This window comes from Salinimicrobium oceani, from assembly GCF_012037645.1.
Genome location: NZ_JAAVJR010000005.1, coordinates 202,028 through 219,181, shown reverse-complemented (window position 1 = coordinate 219,181; position 17,154 = coordinate 202,028). Strand labels below are relative to the sequence as shown.

General features: G+C 41.3%; 19 protein-coding genes. 13 read left to right on the top strand and 6 right to left on the bottom strand.

What is annotated here, in order from left to right:
* Positions 1 to 4: 4 nt before the first annotated feature.
* From HC175_RS10615 to HC175_RS10575, 9 genes are all read left to right on the top strand, one after another.
* Complete coding sequence (locus HC175_RS10615) at positions 5 to 1,057, top strand: type III polyketide synthase (RefSeq protein WP_168138471.1); 1,053 nt, start codon at positions 5 to 7, stop codon at positions 1,055 to 1,057.
* Positions 1,051 to 1,845 carry an enoyl-ACP reductase FabI gene (locus HC175_RS10610; protein ID WP_168138470.1) on the top strand — a complete coding sequence of 265 codons (795 nt, stop codon included), beginning with the start codon at positions 1,051 to 1,053 and terminating at the stop codon, positions 1,843 to 1,845. The genes HC175_RS10615 and HC175_RS10610 overlap by 7 nt, the downstream gene beginning before the upstream one ends.
* A gap of 69 nt (positions 1,846 to 1,914) precedes the next feature.
* The gene (locus HC175_RS10605) at positions 1,915 to 2,721 is read left to right on the top strand and encodes an SDR family NAD(P)-dependent oxidoreductase (protein ID WP_209309968.1); all 807 of its coding nucleotides are present in this window, start codon (positions 1,915 to 1,917) and stop codon (positions 2,719 to 2,721) included.
* Between the two features lie 4 nt (positions 2,722 to 2,725).
* Positions 2,726 to 3,160: a 3-hydroxyacyl-ACP dehydratase FabZ family protein gene (locus HC175_RS10600; protein ID WP_168138469.1), complete on the top strand. Its 435-nt coding sequence runs from the start codon at positions 2,726 to 2,728 to the stop codon at positions 3,158 to 3,160.
* Positions 3,157 to 4,428 carry a beta-ketoacyl-[acyl-carrier-protein] synthase family protein gene (locus tag HC175_RS10595; RefSeq protein WP_168138468.1) on the top strand — a complete coding sequence of 424 codons (1,272 nt, stop codon included), beginning with the start codon at positions 3,157 to 3,159 and terminating at the stop codon, positions 4,426 to 4,428. Before HC175_RS10600 ends, HC175_RS10595 begins: the two co-directional genes overlap by 4 nt.
* Positions 4,429 to 4,487: 59 nt before the next feature.
* Positions 4,488 to 4,742: an acyl carrier protein gene (locus tag HC175_RS10590; RefSeq protein WP_168138467.1), complete on the top strand. Its 255-nt coding sequence runs from the start codon at positions 4,488 to 4,490 to the stop codon at positions 4,740 to 4,742.
* On the top strand, positions 4,739 to 5,341 hold the full coding sequence (locus tag HC175_RS10585) for a 4'-phosphopantetheinyl transferase family protein (RefSeq protein ID WP_168138466.1): 603 nt from the start codon (positions 4,739 to 4,741) through the stop codon (positions 5,339 to 5,341). The genes HC175_RS10590 and HC175_RS10585 overlap by 4 nt, the downstream gene beginning before the upstream one ends.
* A gap of 59 nt (positions 5,342 to 5,400) precedes the next feature.
* On the top strand, positions 5,401 to 6,132 hold the full coding sequence (locus HC175_RS10580; RefSeq protein ID WP_168138465.1) for a hypothetical protein: 732 nt from the start codon (positions 5,401 to 5,403) through the stop codon (positions 6,130 to 6,132).
* Positions 6,133 to 6,418: 286 nt separating this feature from the next.
* Positions 6,419 to 8,449, top strand: coding sequence for an aconitate hydratase (locus HC175_RS10575; RefSeq protein ID WP_168138464.1), 2,031 nt, complete (start codon positions 6,419 to 6,421; stop codon positions 8,447 to 8,449).
* Positions 8,450 to 8,496: 47 nt separating this feature from the next.
* On the opposite strand, the gene HC175_RS10570 is transcribed toward HC175_RS10575, so the two are convergent.
* On the bottom strand, positions 8,497 to 9,063 hold the full coding sequence (locus HC175_RS10570) for a 3-hydroxyacyl-CoA dehydrogenase NAD-binding domain-containing protein (protein WP_168138463.1): 567 nt from the start codon (positions 9,061 to 9,063) through the stop codon (positions 8,497 to 8,499).
* A 198-nt stretch (positions 9,064 to 9,261) separates the two neighbouring features.
* Between HC175_RS10570 and HC175_RS10565 the strand changes: the two genes are divergently transcribed.
* On the top strand, positions 9,262 to 9,747 hold the full coding sequence (locus tag HC175_RS10565; protein WP_168138462.1) for a DUF4251 domain-containing protein: 486 nt from the start codon (positions 9,262 to 9,264) through the stop codon (positions 9,745 to 9,747).
* Between the two features lie 336 nt (positions 9,748 to 10,083).
* On the opposite strand, the gene HC175_RS10560 is transcribed toward HC175_RS10565, so the two are convergent.
* Complete coding sequence (locus HC175_RS10560) at positions 10,084 to 10,557, bottom strand: DUF1569 domain-containing protein (RefSeq protein ID WP_168138461.1); 474 nt, start codon at positions 10,555 to 10,557, stop codon at positions 10,084 to 10,086.
* 218 nt (positions 10,558 to 10,775) lie between these two features.
* Between HC175_RS10560 and HC175_RS10555 the strand changes: the two genes are divergently transcribed.
* Positions 10,776 to 12,641 (top strand): M61 family metallopeptidase, encoded by a 1,866-nt coding sequence (locus HC175_RS10555; protein WP_168138460.1) that lies wholly within the window; start codon positions 10,776 to 10,778, stop codon positions 12,639 to 12,641.
* 65 nt (positions 12,642 to 12,706) lie between these two features.
* Here the strand turns inward: HC175_RS10555 and HC175_RS10550 are convergent, their stop codons facing one another.
* The 3 genes from HC175_RS10550 to HC175_RS10540 all read right to left on the bottom strand — a co-directional run bounded on the left by HC175_RS10550 (position 12,707) and on the right by HC175_RS10540 (position 14,399).
* The gene (locus HC175_RS10550; protein ID WP_168138459.1) at positions 12,707 to 13,150 is read right to left on the bottom strand and encodes a cold-shock protein; all 444 of its coding nucleotides are present in this window, start codon (positions 13,148 to 13,150) and stop codon (positions 12,707 to 12,709) included.
* A 222-nt stretch (positions 13,151 to 13,372) separates the two neighbouring features.
* Positions 13,373 to 13,828: a cupin domain-containing protein gene (locus HC175_RS10545; protein WP_168138458.1), complete on the bottom strand. Its 456-nt coding sequence runs from the start codon at positions 13,826 to 13,828 to the stop codon at positions 13,373 to 13,375.
* 112 nt (positions 13,829 to 13,940) lie between these two features.
* Positions 13,941 to 14,399 (bottom strand): universal stress protein, encoded by a 459-nt coding sequence (locus HC175_RS10540; protein ID WP_168138457.1) that lies wholly within the window; start codon positions 14,397 to 14,399, stop codon positions 13,941 to 13,943.
* Between the two features lie 173 nt (positions 14,400 to 14,572).
* Here HC175_RS10540 and HC175_RS10535 point away from each other — a divergent pair, with 173 nt between their 5' ends.
* Complete coding sequence (locus HC175_RS10535; protein WP_168138456.1) at positions 14,573 to 15,814, top strand: APC family permease; 1,242 nt, start codon at positions 14,573 to 14,575, stop codon at positions 15,812 to 15,814.
* Positions 15,815 to 15,816: 2 nt separating this feature from the next.
* Here HC175_RS10535 and HC175_RS10530 read toward each other — a convergent pair whose 3' ends face one another.
* Entirely contained in the window at positions 15,817 to 16,482 is a 666-nt protein-coding gene (locus HC175_RS10530) for a hypothetical protein (protein WP_168138455.1), read from the bottom strand.
* Positions 16,483 to 16,636: 154 nt separating this feature from the next.
* On the opposite strand from HC175_RS10530, the gene HC175_RS10525 reads away from it, so the two are divergent.
* Complete coding sequence (locus HC175_RS10525) at positions 16,637 to 17,020, top strand: hypothetical protein (RefSeq protein ID WP_168138454.1); 384 nt, start codon at positions 16,637 to 16,639, stop codon at positions 17,018 to 17,020.
* Positions 17,021 to 17,154: the final 134 nt, after the last annotated feature.

The window sequence follows — 17,154 nt, the reverse complement described above, 5'->3', positions numbered from 1 at the left end:
AAATATGAGTGTCAGAATTACTACTGTTGCAAAGCAATTACCCGAATACTCCAGAGAAACCAGAGAAGTGATCCCTTTTGTGGAAACCTGGCTTAATGGGCAGGAGGAACGGTTTAAACGTAAGGTGATCAAGATCTTTGAAGGTGCTGCGGTAGATAAGAGGTATTCGATCATGGATCCTTCTGAAGTTTTTACAGCTACGTCTTTTGAAGACAAAAATAAGATCTACTCACGGGAGGTAAAAAAGCTAGGGAAGATGGCCTTACAAAATGCTCTGGAAAAAGCAGACTGGAAGTCCGATTCCATAGATTATCTTATTACTGTGAGCTGTACAGGCATAATGATCCCATCGCTCGATGCATTTTTGATCAATGATCTGCAAATGAGGCAGGACGTTTTGCGACTGCCTGTTACAGAAATGGGCTGTGCAGCAGGAATATCGGGAATGATCTATGCTTCAAACTTTTTAAAGGCAAATCCGGGGAAGCGGGCAGCTGTTATTGCAGTAGAAAGTCCTACTGCGACTTTGCAACTCGAGGATTTCTCTATGGCAAACATGGTAAGCGCAGCCATTTTTGGAGATGGTGCAGCTTGTGTACTTATGTCTTCTGAAGAATCCGCCACCGGTCCCGAGATCATTGGGGAAGATATGTATCACTTTTTTGATGCCACAACCCTCATGGGCTTTGATCTCACCAACCACGGACTCAAAATGGTGCTCGATCCAGAAGTACCCCAGACTATTGCCGATCATTTTCCTGATATCATTCACCCTTTTCTCAAAAAGCATAATTCCTCCATTGAAAAAGTAGAGCATCTTATTTTTCATCCCGGAGGAAAAAAAATCGTGCAGACAGTTGAGGATCTTTTTGGTAAATTAGGAAAGAATATAAATGATACTAAGGAAGTTTTACGCTTATATGGCAATATGAGCAGTGCAACTGTACTTTATGTTCTTGAAAGATTTCTCAACCAGCCGATAGCAAAAGGGGAGCAGGGATTGATGCTGAGTTTTGGCCCGGGGTTTTCGGCACAAAAAATACTTCTGCAATGGTAAAAGAATTCGAAGGAAAAAATTACTGGGCCCTGGTTCTGGGCGGCAGTAGTGGATTAGGTTTTGCTTCAGCCAGGAAACTGGCAGAGCACGGCATGAATATTCTTATTGTTCACAGGGACAGGAAAGATGATCTTCCCGAAATAAAATCAGCGTTTGAAGACATTAGAGGCCTTGGTGTCAAGCTGCATTCGTTTAACCGGGATGCCACAAGAAAAGACCGCAGGGAAGAAATACGGGAGCAAATAAAAGAGATACTGGGAGAGGAAGGAAAGATTAGAACTATGCTGCACAGTATTTCCAAGGGAAATCTGAAATCCATGTTAGGAGAGCAGCCAACCCTCCAGAATATCGATTTTCAGCAGACAATAGATGCAATGGCCATTAGTCTTTACGACTGGACAAGACTCATCTATGATGCGGAACTCTTTTGCAAAGACGCGAGAATCCTTTCCTTCACCAGTGAAGGAAATACTAAGGCCTGGAAAAATTACGCTGCTGTTTCCGCGGCTAAAGTGGCTTTGGAGGCCATAACCAGGAGTATAGCCCTGGAGTTCGCTCCAAAAGGAATAAGGGCCAACTGTATCCAGGCGGGCGTTACCGTGACGCGTTCCCTCGAACTCATTCCCAGTTTTGAAACCCTGAGACAACATGCTTTAAAAAGGAATCCTTTCAAGAGGCTAACGACGCCATCAGATGTTGCAAATGCCGTTTACCTTTTAAGCAAAGATGAGGCCAGCTGGATCACAGGAACCGTAATCCCGGTGAATGGCGGGGAACATCTTAAATAAAAGAAATACAGGCAATGATTAAAGTGCTAGTAAAGAGAAAATAAATCATAAAAATACATTTGAACAATAATGTCAAAAACTGATTCAAATAACATGGTGAATTTTGATTTTTCCGGAAAAACGGTAATGATCACCGGCGGAAGTTCGGGGATTGGTTTTGCTACAGCCCAGCAATTTTTAAAATCGGGTGCAGATGTCATTGTACTCTCGAGAAATCCTGAAAGGAATTTTCAGAAGGAGGAGGGGCTTTTCACCTATGCAGTCGATCTAAACGATTCTAAGGCTGTTAATCAAACCTTTCAGAAGATAAAAGAAATACATCCCTACATTGATATTGCAATTAACGCAGCTGCTGGTGAAACGGGCCTGGGTAAGGGAATACAGGAATTTTCAGAAGAAGATTTTGACACCACCATCAATGTAAATCTAAAAGGCTTGTGGTTAAGCATGAAATACCAGATCGAAAAGATGCTGGAACACCCGGAAAGAAATTGTAGCATCATCAACATATCATCTGTAAATGGACTGGGAGGCGTAGAAAACGGTTCACTATATGCAGCTACAAAAGCCGCTGTTCTGGCTTTAACCAAGTCGGCTGCCTTAGAGCTTGCCAGCTCGAACATTGCTGTAAATGCAGTAGTTCCGGGAGCTTTTGATACAGAACTATTGAAGAAGGCCATGCTCTCGCAGGTCAATGGAGAAGAAGGAAAACTGGAATCGGTAAAGGAACAGTACAAGAAGCATATCCCAAAAAATCGACTGGGAGAGCCTCATGAAATTGCCTCCCTGATCCTCTTCCTGGCATCGGGCGCATCAGATTATTTCACAGGGCATTCGTTCGTAATTGATGGCGGTATGAGCAGTAGATACAGGTAAGCCTATGGAGAAAGAACAGATCCTTGAGTTACTGCCTTATTCCGAGCCATTTCGATTTGTGGACAGCCTGGAAAATGTCTCTGAAAATGGCATTTTTGGAACCTATACTTTTCAGGAAGATGCTTTTTTTTACAAGGGGCATTTTAAGAATAAACCAGTTACTCCTGGAGTGATCCTCACCGAATGCATGGCTCAAATAGGTGTAGTTTGCCTTGGAATCTTTCTTCTGAAGGAGAAGGTTTCCGAAGATCTCCAGGTCGCTTTATCAAATGCCAGCGTAGATTATTATTTGCCTGTATTTCCGGGGGAAAAAGTAAAAGTAAGTTCAGAAAAAATATATTTCAGGTTCAATAAGCTCAAATGCAAAGTAAAAATGTTTAATGCTGAAGACAAGCTCGTATGTAAAGGGGAAATTTCAGGCATGATAAAAGCAGGATGAACAAAAGAGTAGTGATCACGGGAATGGGAGTGGCTGCGCCAAATGCGACTGGTATTGCAGCCTTCTCTGAGGCCCTCAAAAATGGCAAAAGCGGCATTAGATTTTATCCGGAGCTGGAGCGTTTAAAGTTCAGGTGTCAAATTGCAGGGCAGCCCGAAATTTCTGAAGAGCTGCTTCAGAATTACTTTACCGAACTAGAATTAAGAGGTTTAAACTGCAGTGGCATTGTCTACGGTGTGATCGCGGGAGTTGAAGCCTGGAAAGATGCAGGCTTGCCCATTGACCCAAAAGGAGAAACCGATTGGGACAGCGGGATCATTTTTGGCACCGGTATCCTGGGAGTAGATAAGTTTCGGGAAGCCATTCATCTTATTGACGACAAGAACACAAGAAGGTTAGGGAGCACAAGCGTTGTGCAAACCATGGCAAGCGGAATAAGCACCTACCTGAATAGTAAACTCGCCTGCGGAAACCAGGTCACCACAAATTCTTCTGCCTGCAGCACAGGAACTGAAGCAGTTTTAATGGCTGCCGACAGGATTAGGAGTGGAAAAGCCAAGAGAATTCTCGCTGGAAGTTGCAGTGATAGTGGCCCTTACGTCTGGGGAGGTTTTGATGCCATGCGTATCTTACCCCACAAATACAATCAACAGCCTGAAGCTGGATCAAGGCCCATGAGTGCCACGGCTGTGGGGTTTGTTCCGGGAAGTGGGGCGGGGGCGCTCGTCCTGGAAGACCTTGAATCGGCTTTGGAACGCGGTGCAAAGATCTATGCAGAAGTTTTAGGAGGACATATTAACAGCGGTGGCCAGCGCAATGGCGGTTCCATGACCGCACCAAATTCGGAGGGAGTGCAAAGAGGGATCAAAAATGCCATTTTTGATGCAGGAATCCGGGCAGATGAGATCACAGCAATTAATGGACATCTCACTGCAACTTCCATGGACGCTACAGAAATAGCGAACTGGAGCGAAGCCCTCGAACTCAAAGGTGCAGAGATGCCGGTGATCAACAGTCTGAAAAGCTTAACAGGGCACTGTTTAAGTGCATCGGGAAGTGTGGAATGTGTTGCCAGCGTCCTTCAAATCTCAGAGGATTTTATTTTCGGAAACTTGAATTCGGAAGATCTTCATCCCGCAATTGAAGCTCTTGTAACTCGAGAAAAAGTACCTGAAAAAAGCATTTTTAAGGAAGTAAATGTTGTTGCCAAATCCAGCTTCGGATTTGGAGATGTAAATGCCGTGGTAATTTTTGGTAAATTCAGGTAAAATAGTGAGCAGAAATTGGTGGTCCGGCTTGAAAAAAATATAAATTTTGAATCTTGAAAATGGAAACAAACGAAATAATTTATTGTCTTAAAAAGATAGTGAAGCCATATGTACAGAATGACCTGGCGTTTCAGAATTTTGGACAGGACACAGATTTCATAAAGGATCTGGAAATCAATTCGGCCAATCTTGTGGATATTGTCCTTGATGTGGAAGATGAATTTGACATTGCCATAGACAATGATGCTATGGATAACATGCTAACTGTAAATGATGCAGTTAAGATCATTAAAACAAAGCAGCAGGAGGCGTGATTGGAAATGATGTGGTAGACCTCGAACTGTCACGGCGTCAAAGTAACTGGCGTAGAAATGGCTTTTTAGAGAAGGTTTTTTCAAAAGCTGAAAGAGAGATCATTCTAACATCTGAAGATCACGAGCTGCATGTATGGCTGCTATGGAGCATGAAAGAAGCGGCATATAAAGCCCATCAAAGAAAATTTCGACTTCCCCGGAATTTAAATTGGTTAGCACAGCAGACTGAGATCATAAAGCAGGAGGAAGGAGGAGCTATTGGCCTTGTGAAGATCGATGCCGAGGAGTATTCTACTACTTCAGAGGTCACTTCGGCTTATATTCATACTTGCTCGAAAAGCCGGGAGATAAGAGGTGTCAAAAATGCCATTTTTGAAACCCCTTCTTCCGAAGCCAAGAAACAACTGCTTCAAGAGGTGAGTAGGCATTTCGCTATTGATCAGGACCAACTTTCCCTGAAAAAAACTTCTGCTGGAATTCCCTTTTTTGAGACCCAAGGCGAGCCGATATTCACTCACTTTTCTCTTAGTGATCACGGGAAATTTTCTGCTTACAGTCTCTCGTTAATTAACTGTGAAACTCCAGTTAAACATACCTAAAGACTTTGGACGATTTTGGGTGCGGTTGTATCTTTAATTTGAACCCAAAAACAGATTAAATGAAATCCATAGATAAAAAAGAAGTCATTAGCAGCCAGTCGGCTGAATTTATCCAACAAGCCGAGCCGGGACAATTCCACAAGATGGTTCCCGATACCTTTATAATTAAAATGGAAGATGGTGCACAGGGTTATGCCATTAGACATTTGAACAGGCAGGACATGCTTCTTATTGACACCACTGGAAAAGGTGCCGATAAGGGGATCAAACACCTGGTGGAAGAGGGCTACAGGATCAAAGGAATTCTTGTAACTCATAAAGATGCGCTGCAAAACACTTACGCTCCTCTAAAAACTATTTCTAAAGATGCTGGCGGGGCACCCATTTTTAGTCACCCGGTTAACAACACGAATTCAGAATTCAATGTGAGGGACATCAATGGTAAAAATGACATTTTCAAGCACTTTTCTATCGAACTCACAGATTTTCCTTCAAAATCGGGCGAAACTGCGGTGATATATACTGAGATCAATGAAGGGATGATCTTTGCCGGCAATACGATTGAGGCCACGCCTTACGAAGAAGAAGGGGAAGATATCAACAGAGCCGATACCGGAAGTGAAAACAAGAACAGAGGGATCGCAGAGACATGGCGCACCTTTATGAAGGATTTCAGGTATTTCTTTCCATACAAGGGAAAACCAAAATTCAATCTTTCTGAAGGACAGCAAACAGATCTTATTCAGAAATTAGGAAGTACTGGAGAAGGCGGCAGCAATCCCAATTTATAAGTAACGAAACTCGTTAAAAATGGACCGCCAAAATGGCTGAATTTATTTGCTTTTTGGCGGTTTTGCTATGAAAGAGGAACGGGACTATACCCTAGTGTACTTTCGCGTTAGCTTCAACTTTTCCAGTTAATCCTGGAGGTTCCGGCGAACGTATATGGAAGGTGCTTTTCGGATAGTCCTTTTTCTTTTTTAAAACCAGGCCACAGTCTTAACTATAAGATATTGTTAAACCAACGGCTTTTCCGTCCGAATTTTGATAATTTAAAAGGAAATAAATCTTAGCAAAATGTCACAACTCAACGTTACACAAAAGCTCATCAAAAACCACCTGTTGAAAGGAGAAATGATTCCTGGAAAGGAGATTGGTATCAAAATAGACCAGGCCTTGCTTCAGGATGCGACAGGTACCCTTGTGCAGCTCGAGCTGGAGGCTATGGGCCTGGATCGCGCAAAGACAGAAGTTGCAGTACAGTATGTGGATCATAATTTACTACAAACAGATTTCAAAAATGCCGATGATCATGCTTTCTTACTTTCGGCATCTCAGAAGTTTGGCATCTGGTACAGCCGCCCAGGCAATGGCGTAAGCCATCCTGTACACATGGAACGCTTTGGGAAACCAGGCAAGACCATGGTGGGCTCAGATAGTCATACTCCGGCAGCTGGTTCTCTTGGGATGCTGGCAATTGGAACTGGAGGTCTTGACGTGGCAGCTGCAATAGCAGGCCAGCCTTATTTCGTTAAGATGCCCCAAGTAATGGGAGTGAAGCTTACCGGGAAAATGCCCGATTGGGTAAGTGCAAAGGACGTGATCCTGGAAATGCTGAGGAGGTATGATGTAAAAGGAGGAGTTGGAAAAGTAATTGAATACTACGGTCCCGGCCTTGCAGAATTAAGTGCGATGGATCGTCATGTGATAGCAAATATGGGAGCCGAATTGGGCGCCACCACAACCGTTTTTCCAAGTGACGAGATGACCCGAAAATTTCTGAAAAGCCAGGGTAGGGAAGAGGATTGGACAGAACTCGTTGCCGATGAAGGCTGCTCGTATGATCTTGAAGATGAAATAGTGCTAGATGAGCTCGTGCCACTAATAGCCAAACCTACCAGCCCGGGAAATGTTGTTCCCGTACGAGAAGTGGAAGGCATGGAGATTGGACAGGTAGTTATTGGTTCTTCGGCTAATCCCGGAGTTCGGGATTTCTGGGTTGCTGGAGCGATCGTAGATGGCAAGGCGACCAGAGAAGAAGTCTCTTTCGATGTTAATCCTACTTCCAGGCAGGTAATTCAAAACCTGATAGCTAATAAAGGTTTTGAAAAGCTTATTGCCGCAGGAGCACGATTCCATCAGTCGGGTTGCATGGGATGTATTGGGATGGGCCAGGCACCAGCATCTGACACTATAAGTCTTAGGACCATGCCACGGAATTTTCCAAGTCGGTCGGGTACCGAAGATGATCAGGTTTATCTTTGTAGCCCTGAGACAGCGGCAGCTTCTGCATTAACCGGAAAGATCACCGATCCCAGAGACCTGGAAAAGCTATACGGAATGAGTTATCCCAGATATGAATATCCTGAAAAGGAACTTATTAATACCATGATGCTGGTTGCTCCACCTGAAGATGGTTCTCAGGTAAAGCTGAAGAAAGGGCCGAATATCAAGTCTCTTCCCTACATCGATCCGCTTCGCGAAAGCTGTGAAGTACCGGTGCTGTTAAAAATGGGAGATAATATTTCTACAGATGAGATCTTGAGAGCAGGAGCAGAGGTTCTGCCATTTAGAAGTAACCTGCCCGAAATAAGTAAATTTTCCTATTCTGTTATTGATGACACTTTTTACGACAGGGCACAGAAGGCAAAAGAAACCCATGGTGGTCACATAGTTGTTGCCAAAGATAATTATGCGCAGGGTTCAAGCCGGGAGCACGCCGCACTTGCACCAAAATACCTGGGACAGATCGCGGTTATTGCAAACTCCTATGCCCGAATCGCCTGGCAAAATCTGGTGAATTTTGGAATTCTCCCACTGGAATTCATAGAGATTGCAGATTATGATAAAATAGAACAAGGAGACGAGGTGAGTTTTTCAAACTTGCGGGAAGATGTGCAAAACAGAAATAACATAAAAGTCGTCATTAATAAAAAGAACGGAAGTTCTGAAGAAATTGAAACCCGTCATAGTCTCAGCGATCGCCAGATACAAGTCTTGCTTAAAGGTGGAATCATCAATGAATTCAAGGAGCAGTTAAAGAATAGTGAAGTTGGAGCCGTTAAGGAAAATACAGTGACAGATAATGAAAGGAAGCAGGTGAAATAAGTGTGGACAGCATTTATGGCTAATTACTTTGAGCTGGATCTTTCTATCTAATCCTGTTGCTCTAGATGATTTATGTTCACTTCCATACCAATCTGTTCAAAAAACTGAGACACAATATTCAGCACTTGATTTGTTACTGCCGGTAAGGCTACGATTTCCAGAACATGTTTTTGTTCGAGATTTCCATTGAAATGGAGGGAAATGAATTTCTGCGACTTACCTGAAGCTTTGGCCAGGATCTCAGGATCCAGGCTTTGTGATGTTGTGCCAAAAATGGCATTTTTGGGTGCTGCATGTTGCAGCTCCTCATAGAAGCCTTTCTTGGCGTGTAGATCTTCAGCAACGGCCTCGATGATCAACTGCGCATTTCCTGCAGCCTCAGGAATATCCATAGAATAGGCAATATTAGCCAAAGCGGCCTCAACCTTGCTGGTAGGAATGTTGTATTTCTCCTCATAGAAACTTGAAAATTCCCGAAATTTTGTCCTTGCTTCCTCAAGAAGACCATAATCACGATCGTATACGGTCACATCGATACCATTAAAGGCTATATGAAATGCCAGGCGAGCACCAAAATTTCCAGCACCAAACACAGTAACTTTTTTAATTTCCATCAGCATTATTTTAACCCTTTCGGGAATCTATACATACTTCAAGGTCCTCTTTATTTTTCCCAAATCATCTCAACAGATTACTAATTGAGAGGAATTTAACTAGTCTTAAAATCAAAGAGATCAGGACAGTTGCGAAAAAAAGAAGTTCGGGGGAGTTAGAAGGAATTCAGATTTTTTGTAAATTAAAAAGAAAAAATCATGAGAAACATATTGGTTCTTGTTACACTTTTTGCCCTGTTACTTTCCTGTGGAAGTACAGACGTTGGTAATGCCAATTCCGCAGAATATCAGCAGATGCTCGAGCAGGTGAAAGATCTTGAATTTGAAATCGAAAATCAGTGGGCGAATCCCACAAAATACGGTCGCGTTAATCTTATAGGTAACCCTAATCATATCAAATTCGAAAATGATAGCGTAGATATTTTCCTTCCTTTTGTGGGTGAAAGACATGCCGGGGGTGGATATGGAGGCGAAGCAGCCATAAAGTATGAGGGAATCCCACAGGATTTGAAAATAGAGGAACGTCCGGGAAAGAATCAGGCAGTCATTACTTTTAAAGGAAACCATAAAGGTGAATATATGGATTTTCGAATTGCTGTCTTTCAGAATGGAAATACCAGTACTTCAGTAACTTCGTCGCAGCGTGATCAAATTGATTACGATGGGAAGATTGTGAGAGAATAAATTTTTATAAAACTGAAGCAGTTGGTGTCGGAAATCTGCAATCTGAAAAATTTAGCTTCACGAGCAAAACATCATTATCGCTGAAGTTACCAGTTGCTGAAGTTTGATGGGTGGTGAGGGAAGTTTTACGTTCAGAACTTAACAGAACGAGGAAAGGTAAAGGAGAATTCAGTAGCCCGGGATGATCTTGCAATAGTACGATTTCAAATTACCCTATTTTACATAATATAAATTATAGTGCAAAAGTAGATATATGTAAATGGAGGATCCCTTTATGTAATTCATTAGCCGATCCTACACTTAACTGTCGCTCTCACCAAATCTATTAAGATAGAACTATTTGTCCTTCAGAATATCCCGCACGATCTTTAAATGGTGTTCTGTATGAATTACTAAAAACTTAGGTGTTTCTTCTTTTCGCAGATGACCAAAAAATGGATGTTCAAAAAAGGCATTTTCAGGAAGAGTTTGAAATGAATTCAATTTCTTTCTAGTTGTTTTGATCTTGTCTTCTAATTCTTCTGCAGAAATTTCTCCATCTGGAATAACTCTTCGTGGTGCTCTTGCTTTTCCTCTTGGGATCTTGTTCAGAAGAAAAACCAGTTTCTTTTTCCAGCTGAAGGATCTTTTATAAGCCTGAGGTTCAGAATTCTCGAGTCCCGAAATAACGGCTAAAATCACCCTGAGGTCATGATCGAGATGCCAGCCTACCGTAGCTTTAGAGATTTCGGGAGCTTTGCTTTTTAAAAAAGGAATCTTCTGTTCCATTTCGTCCAGCTGGTATTGTAACTTTTGAAGCTGTTTATCCATTTACTAAAGAAAAGGATTTCTCCTCAGAAAATATGTAATCAGCCTCTATTTTCCGCAAAAGATACTTGCTTTCAACTAATATTTTAGTCGAAAAGAACTTAGGAAGCAGACGCTTACATACATTTCGCAGCCTCTATCGACTTTTTATGAACATTTTCAGGTTTGCATTTGTAACGATTCCTAACTTTACAAGTCTTATTTATTATCAAACTATACTTATGAAAAAATTATTTTATCTAGTCCTTATTGGTCTTTTCCTTCAATCCTGTAAAACCTCTCAAGGGACCGGAACAAAAGAACAACCTGTAATTGCAATTCTTGATCTCGTGAATGTCACAGATGATAAATTATCTATTACAGTTGATCCCGGAGTGATTACCACGGAAGAAATCACTTTCTATATCCCTAAAACTGTACCCGGCACCTACTCTACTTCTAATTACGGCAAATTCGCAGAAGATTTTAAAGCCTATGATTATAAAGGCAACGAGTTACCTGTAATTGCTCTGGATGAGAATAGCTGGAAAATTTCAAATGCCACCAAACTTGATAAGGTGAGCTATCTTATGAACGATACATTTGATGTTGATGGTGAAGGCGGCATCTACTCTATGGCGGGAACTAACATCGCTGCCGGTAAGAATTTCATGCTCAACCTCCACGGATTTGTAGGTTACTTCCAGAATATGACCGAAGAACCTTATAGACTGGAGGTCATCCGCCCTTCAGACCTGTATGCCGGTAGTGCTCTTACTGTAGACGAAACCAAGGAAGAAGCAGGTCAAAAAAGAGACATTTTTGCTTTGAACCGGTATTTTGAAGTCACCGATAATCCAATCATGTATGCAGCACCCGATACTGCCAGTTTTAAAGTAGAAAATATGGATGTGCTTCTTCACGTCTATTCTCCAACAAATGCCTTTAGCGCTGCCGATTTCAAACCAGCCATGGAAAAAATGGTGAACGCCCAAAAAAGGTTCTTGGGAGAAATCGACGAAACAAATAAATATGCCATTCTATTATACCTGTCGGCGACCCCTGGAGAAGGAGATGCAGGGAATTTCGGAGCTTTAGAACATCATACATCAACTGTTGTGGTAATGCCCGAAACAATGACCAGAGAGGCTTTAGAATCATCACTTACAGACATCGTTTCCCATGAATTCTTTCACATTTTAACTCCGCTGGGAGTACATTCCAACGAGGTACATTACTTTGATTACAACGACCCAAAGATGTCTCAACACCTGTGGTTATATGAAGGTGTTACCGAATATTTTGCCAATCTTTTTCAGGTCAACCAGGGATTGATCTCCAACCAGGATTTTTACGATCGTATCAATGAAAAGATCACCACCTCTAAAGCCTTTGACGACAGTATGTCCTTTACGGTGATGAGCAAAAATATACTGGAAGAACAATATCAGGACAGCTACTACAATGTTTACCTTAAAGGCGCGCTTATTGGTATGGCGCTAGACATTAAATTGAGAGAACTTAGTAACGGTGACATGGGGCTGTTGGATCTTATGAAGCAGTTGACTGAGCGTTATGGAAAGAACAAACCTTTCAATGACAATGAATTGTTTGATGTAATAACCGAACTTTCATATCCTGAAATTGGTGAATTCTTTCAAACCTATGTTGTTGGCACCACCCCAATCCCATATAACGAATTTTTTGAAAAAGTTGGTCTGGAACTCAGAGAGGGTGAGATCCCTGTTGATTATTTTCTAAAAGATCAGTCAACCCCTTTCATAACGGTAAATGCATCGGGTGAGATTGTTATTAGAAACGACATTGAGCTTAGCACTTTTTTCTCTGAATTAGATCTAAAAGGAGGAGATGTAATAAAGAGCATCAATGGGAAAACCTATACTGTTCAGAACATTTATGATCTCATCTCAGACTCAGTAAAATGGACTGTAGGAGATGAAATCAAACTTGTCATTAGCCGAAATGGAACAGAACAGGAGATTTCCGGAAAGATCATTGAACCTATGTCTACAGGTTTCAGACTAGTAGAAAAGATGAATGCCGACGGAGAGCAAATGGAATTGCGCCACGCCTGGCTCAAAGGATAGTTGGTCCTACAAATAAATAAGAAAGCCGGCGATGTGCCGGCTTTCTTATTTATTCTCAAAAAGGTCTATAGTTTTTTAACTCTCACCGCGTTCATGCCTTTTTGGCCACGTTCCAGTTCAAAAGTTACTTTGTCATTTTCTTCAATGTCGTCTATAAGCCCACTAACATGTACAAAATATTTTTCCTGAGTTTTGCTGTCCAGGATAAAACCAAAACCTTTTGAATGATCGAAGAAAGATACCTTTCCTTCTTTGCTGAAATCCACTTCTTCGTCTGAATCTTCTTTCTTTGGAATTCCTATTTCAATGCTCTCGGCATCAACTTCTATCTTCCTTGAAGGATCTGGTGGCGTATCGGTTAGGTTTCCATACTCATCTACATAAGCAAATTCGGAAGCGCTTTCTCCACTTGCTTTTCTCTCCTCTTTTTTCTTCTTCTTCTCTTCACGCTTCTTTAAGCGCTTCTTTTCTTTTTCAGTTTTGTTGTACGTTTGTTGTGATTTCGCCATTCGGTCTTTACTTGTGATTTTAAATGAATATAAAAATTTTACCTGAAGTTCTAAAAGAAAGTTTGGAAAAAGATCAGGAAAGAAGATTTACCTAAAATTATTCAGAGCTGCAGTAAGACACAAAGTTATGATTTCTTTTTGTCTTTTTCGCACAAGAAGTCGACCTCCTCCCGAAAGAATTATTTTTTACAGTTCCTGCTTTTTAAATTATTCTGAAAAATGTCATTTTTGAATGGCAAAAGCATCAACTGGCTCTTCAAAAGCTATAAATAATATGCATTCTCCAGCACTTCCACATTTTGCTATGTGCGGCTTCTTGGCCGGGCCATAAGCATAAGATCCAGTTTTAAGGGTTTGCGTTTTTTCACCTTCATAAGTGATGTCCATTTCACCCGAGAGCAGGATTATCCTTTCTGCTGAAGTGTGATTGTGATTAGGAATCGCAGAATTTGCCGGTACCTTGAAAAGTATATCTGAATTTTCTCTGGCTGGATTCCCATTCAGAATTGCAATTTGGCAACCTTTGGGCATAAATTCGGGACATGGCCCCCATTGTAGTTCTTTGTCGTTTGCAGTTCGAACAACAGATTCGCTGCTTTCCTGTGCGTTTACTCCGGTAATGAAGAGTAACAACGCTCCTGCAATCAACGAGCTCTTTAAAAATTCCCAGTTTTTCATATCATATAAATTAAGGTTATTTACAAAAGGGGAATTTCACTACTCAGCAAACTGTCACATATTACTGATTTTTAGTTGATTACCACAAGGTACATCAATTTTATTTCAATTGCTACTTTTTTACAGGAACGAGGTAAACGGGGATCGAAGTTTTTTCAAGAATTTTCTCAGCCACCGTTCCTAAAAGAAGTTTTTCCAGTACAGAATGGCTGTGCGTTCCCATCACCAGAACATTTGCTCCCCATTCTTCAGCAAAAGAAAGTATGGTTTTGGTAGTATCTCCTTCGGCGAGATGCGTTTCTACCTTTTCATCCTGGAGATGGCTCTTTGCCTTCAGCATGAATTCTTCAGCTACATTTCTCATTTCCATGGCAACATCAAAGTCGGGCCCCATCCCGGTATAACCGTCATATCCCATAAAAGTAGGATACTGTGTTCCGTAGAAGCCAACATCATCCAGAACATGTAAAAGACAGACTTCGGCATTTAGATTCCGGGCGAGTTCATAACCGGCATCTGCTACTTTTTCGGAGACAGGATGATAATCTATGGCAATCAGTACTTTTTTCATCGGGTTATTTTCTTCTGAAATTACAAAAAAAATCATTGACCCTCATAACTCTGATGTTCCTTACTCCTACAGGCAGGATTTTAAAATTTGTTAGGGTTTTCTATAGATCCTGTTAAACGTCTTTGGGGAATAATCTGAAAAATTATATTGTTTATGCGCAACATAAATATACTATGGGAAAAAAGGGACTAAAGCGAAGTTTGGGATTTTGGGATGTACTCATGTTTGGAGTAGGCGGAATTGTTGGAGCCGGAATATATGCGATCATTGGTAAAGCTGCGGGACTTAGTGGAAACCTGCTATGGTTAAGTTTCGTTATAGCTGCAGTAGTTGCCTTGCTTACCGGCTTATCATATGCCGAATTTGTAAGCAGGTATCCCGATTCCGGCGGAAGTTTCGAATATATAAAACAAGGTTTAGGTCGAAAAACAGCCTTTGGAATGTCGATTTTCATGGCCTTTACCGGAATCGTAGCAGCCGCGGCCATTGCCATTAGTTTTTCAGATTATCTTAGTCGTCTCATTAACTTCCCATCGCGTCTCATCATCATAGGGATCATTGGTTTCATGGCTCTTGTAAATATTGTAGGAGCAAAATACAGCTCCTATTATAATGGCTTTGCTACCATTGTGACTTTGATTGGGCTTTTAGCAGTGGTAGTGGTAAGTGTACCCAATTGGGGTACTGTAAACCTTTTACAGGTAAATGAGAATGGCTGGAGTGGTATTTTAGCCGGAGGCGCGTTGATCTTCTTTAGCTACATTGGCTTTGAAGACCTGGTCAAGATGGCCGAAGAAACAAAAGAACCAAAGAAGAATATGCCACGGGCCGTCATCATGAGCGGTCTTACAGTTCTCGTTATCTACGTGCTTATAGCTATAAGTGCTGTTAGTGTCCTGGATTGGGAAAACCTTTCCAATTCAAACGGACCATTAGCCGCAGTCATAGAGACAAAACTTGGAACTATTGGCGCCACTGCCCTGGTAGTGATCGCCCTGTTTGCAACGAGTAAAACAATTTTAAGTAATATTCTTGGAACATCCCGCCTTGTATATGATGTAGCCAGAGATAGTGAAAAGAAATGGCTCAAGAAATTCACAACAATATCGGGAATTGGGAATGCTCCAAATTATGCAATTCTCGCCATAAGTATTGTGGCTGTAGCATTTGGTTTAATTGGCAATTTAAAGATAGTGGCCAGCATTAGTAACATCTTTATATTTATCGTCTTTGGAATGGTCAACTTGGCATTATTGAATCTGAGATACAAGAAAAGAAAAGAAACAAATGAAAAACCGCCCTTTTACATAAGGTTAAACGTAGGAAACATTCCTGTTCCCACGGTCATAGCTTTAATTTCAATCCTAATACTTTTCGGATTTAACATTTACAACCTGTTTCAGGGGAACGCCTAATTCTATTGCTTGACAACCACAAGGTTCGCCTTTGCCCCGGTTAGCAGATTCCACTCCTTTCGAACCACTTCCCTACCCTGATCATCATAAACCCGCAATTCGGCAGTATTAGGGCCGGAGGTGCCCTGGTTCAAGGCTTCAAATTCAATATTGTTGAGACCATTGTCCAATCTCACCATTATAGGAGTGTAACTTGCTCCCAGAGACATGTTTGGATTGATCACAATACCATTTACAATGATCTTTACCTTATCTCCATCAACATATTCATGGTCTCTGCAGTAAAGTTCTACAAAAACGCCAGTGGTCTTAAAATCTCCCAGATACTGGTCCCTGCGGAATTCCTCCCGGGTCTCTTTGTCTTTGGTAAAAGCTTTTGGTGTAAAGTCCTTTCCTTTAAAGGTCATAAGACCATTCTGATCTGTTCTCATGCTGAAGGATTTCTCTTCCTTTTCTCCTAATTTCACCGATTCACTTTCATTGCTGAAAATTCCTTTTTTTGTACTCAAGCTATGATTGCCGGAAGTTTTAAGGTAAGATGAAGATTCAGCTCCTGTTTTTGGAGCCATTAATTCTCCAGGAGCCTTCACTGGCGCAGTGGGATTATCGACCTGGGCATAGCCCGCAGCAGTTATTAAGAAAATAAGGAAAAGACTAAAAGCTCTCATGTACAAAGGTTCTTCCGGATGAATATATCAAAAATTCAACCAATTTTCTGAACTGGTTTAAAAAAAATGATAGGCTATAAAAATTAACTGCATTTTAACCGCGAACTTCTGGATAAAATGCAGATAATCTGTAATTTAAAACAAAAACCAGATTATGACAAAGAAAGAAGAACAACCAAAAGGAAATGAGCGGGATCGCAAAAATGACCAAAAATCTGATTACAACTCTAATATCACAGATCATGACAAGCAGATCCTGAACAACCAAAGCCAGGACGAGAAAAAGGGAGAATATTTTGAAGAAAGAGATCAACCCATAGATTATGCCGGTGCAGATCTTGACATTCCGGGTGAAGATGATAGAAAGGTCTTCCCTACCAGAAGTAAGCCACAGGATGTTGAGAAGGAAAGAAAACCTAAGGAATCTGCGAATTCGAACGATAATATTGAGTCACAGACAGAAACTGTTTATAAAGGTGAAAAAGCTGAAAAATATAAAGACCCTTCAGAAAAAACGCGAAATAAAGGTAGCGAATAATAGAATTATGAGGCTGTCTGAAAAGTTCTATTCATAAAGCTGAACTCGTTACAGCTTTCAGTTTATAGTGATTTTCAAAAAATATGATCCTGAAATAAATTCAGGATAACTTGCTAACTACTTTTCAGACAGAC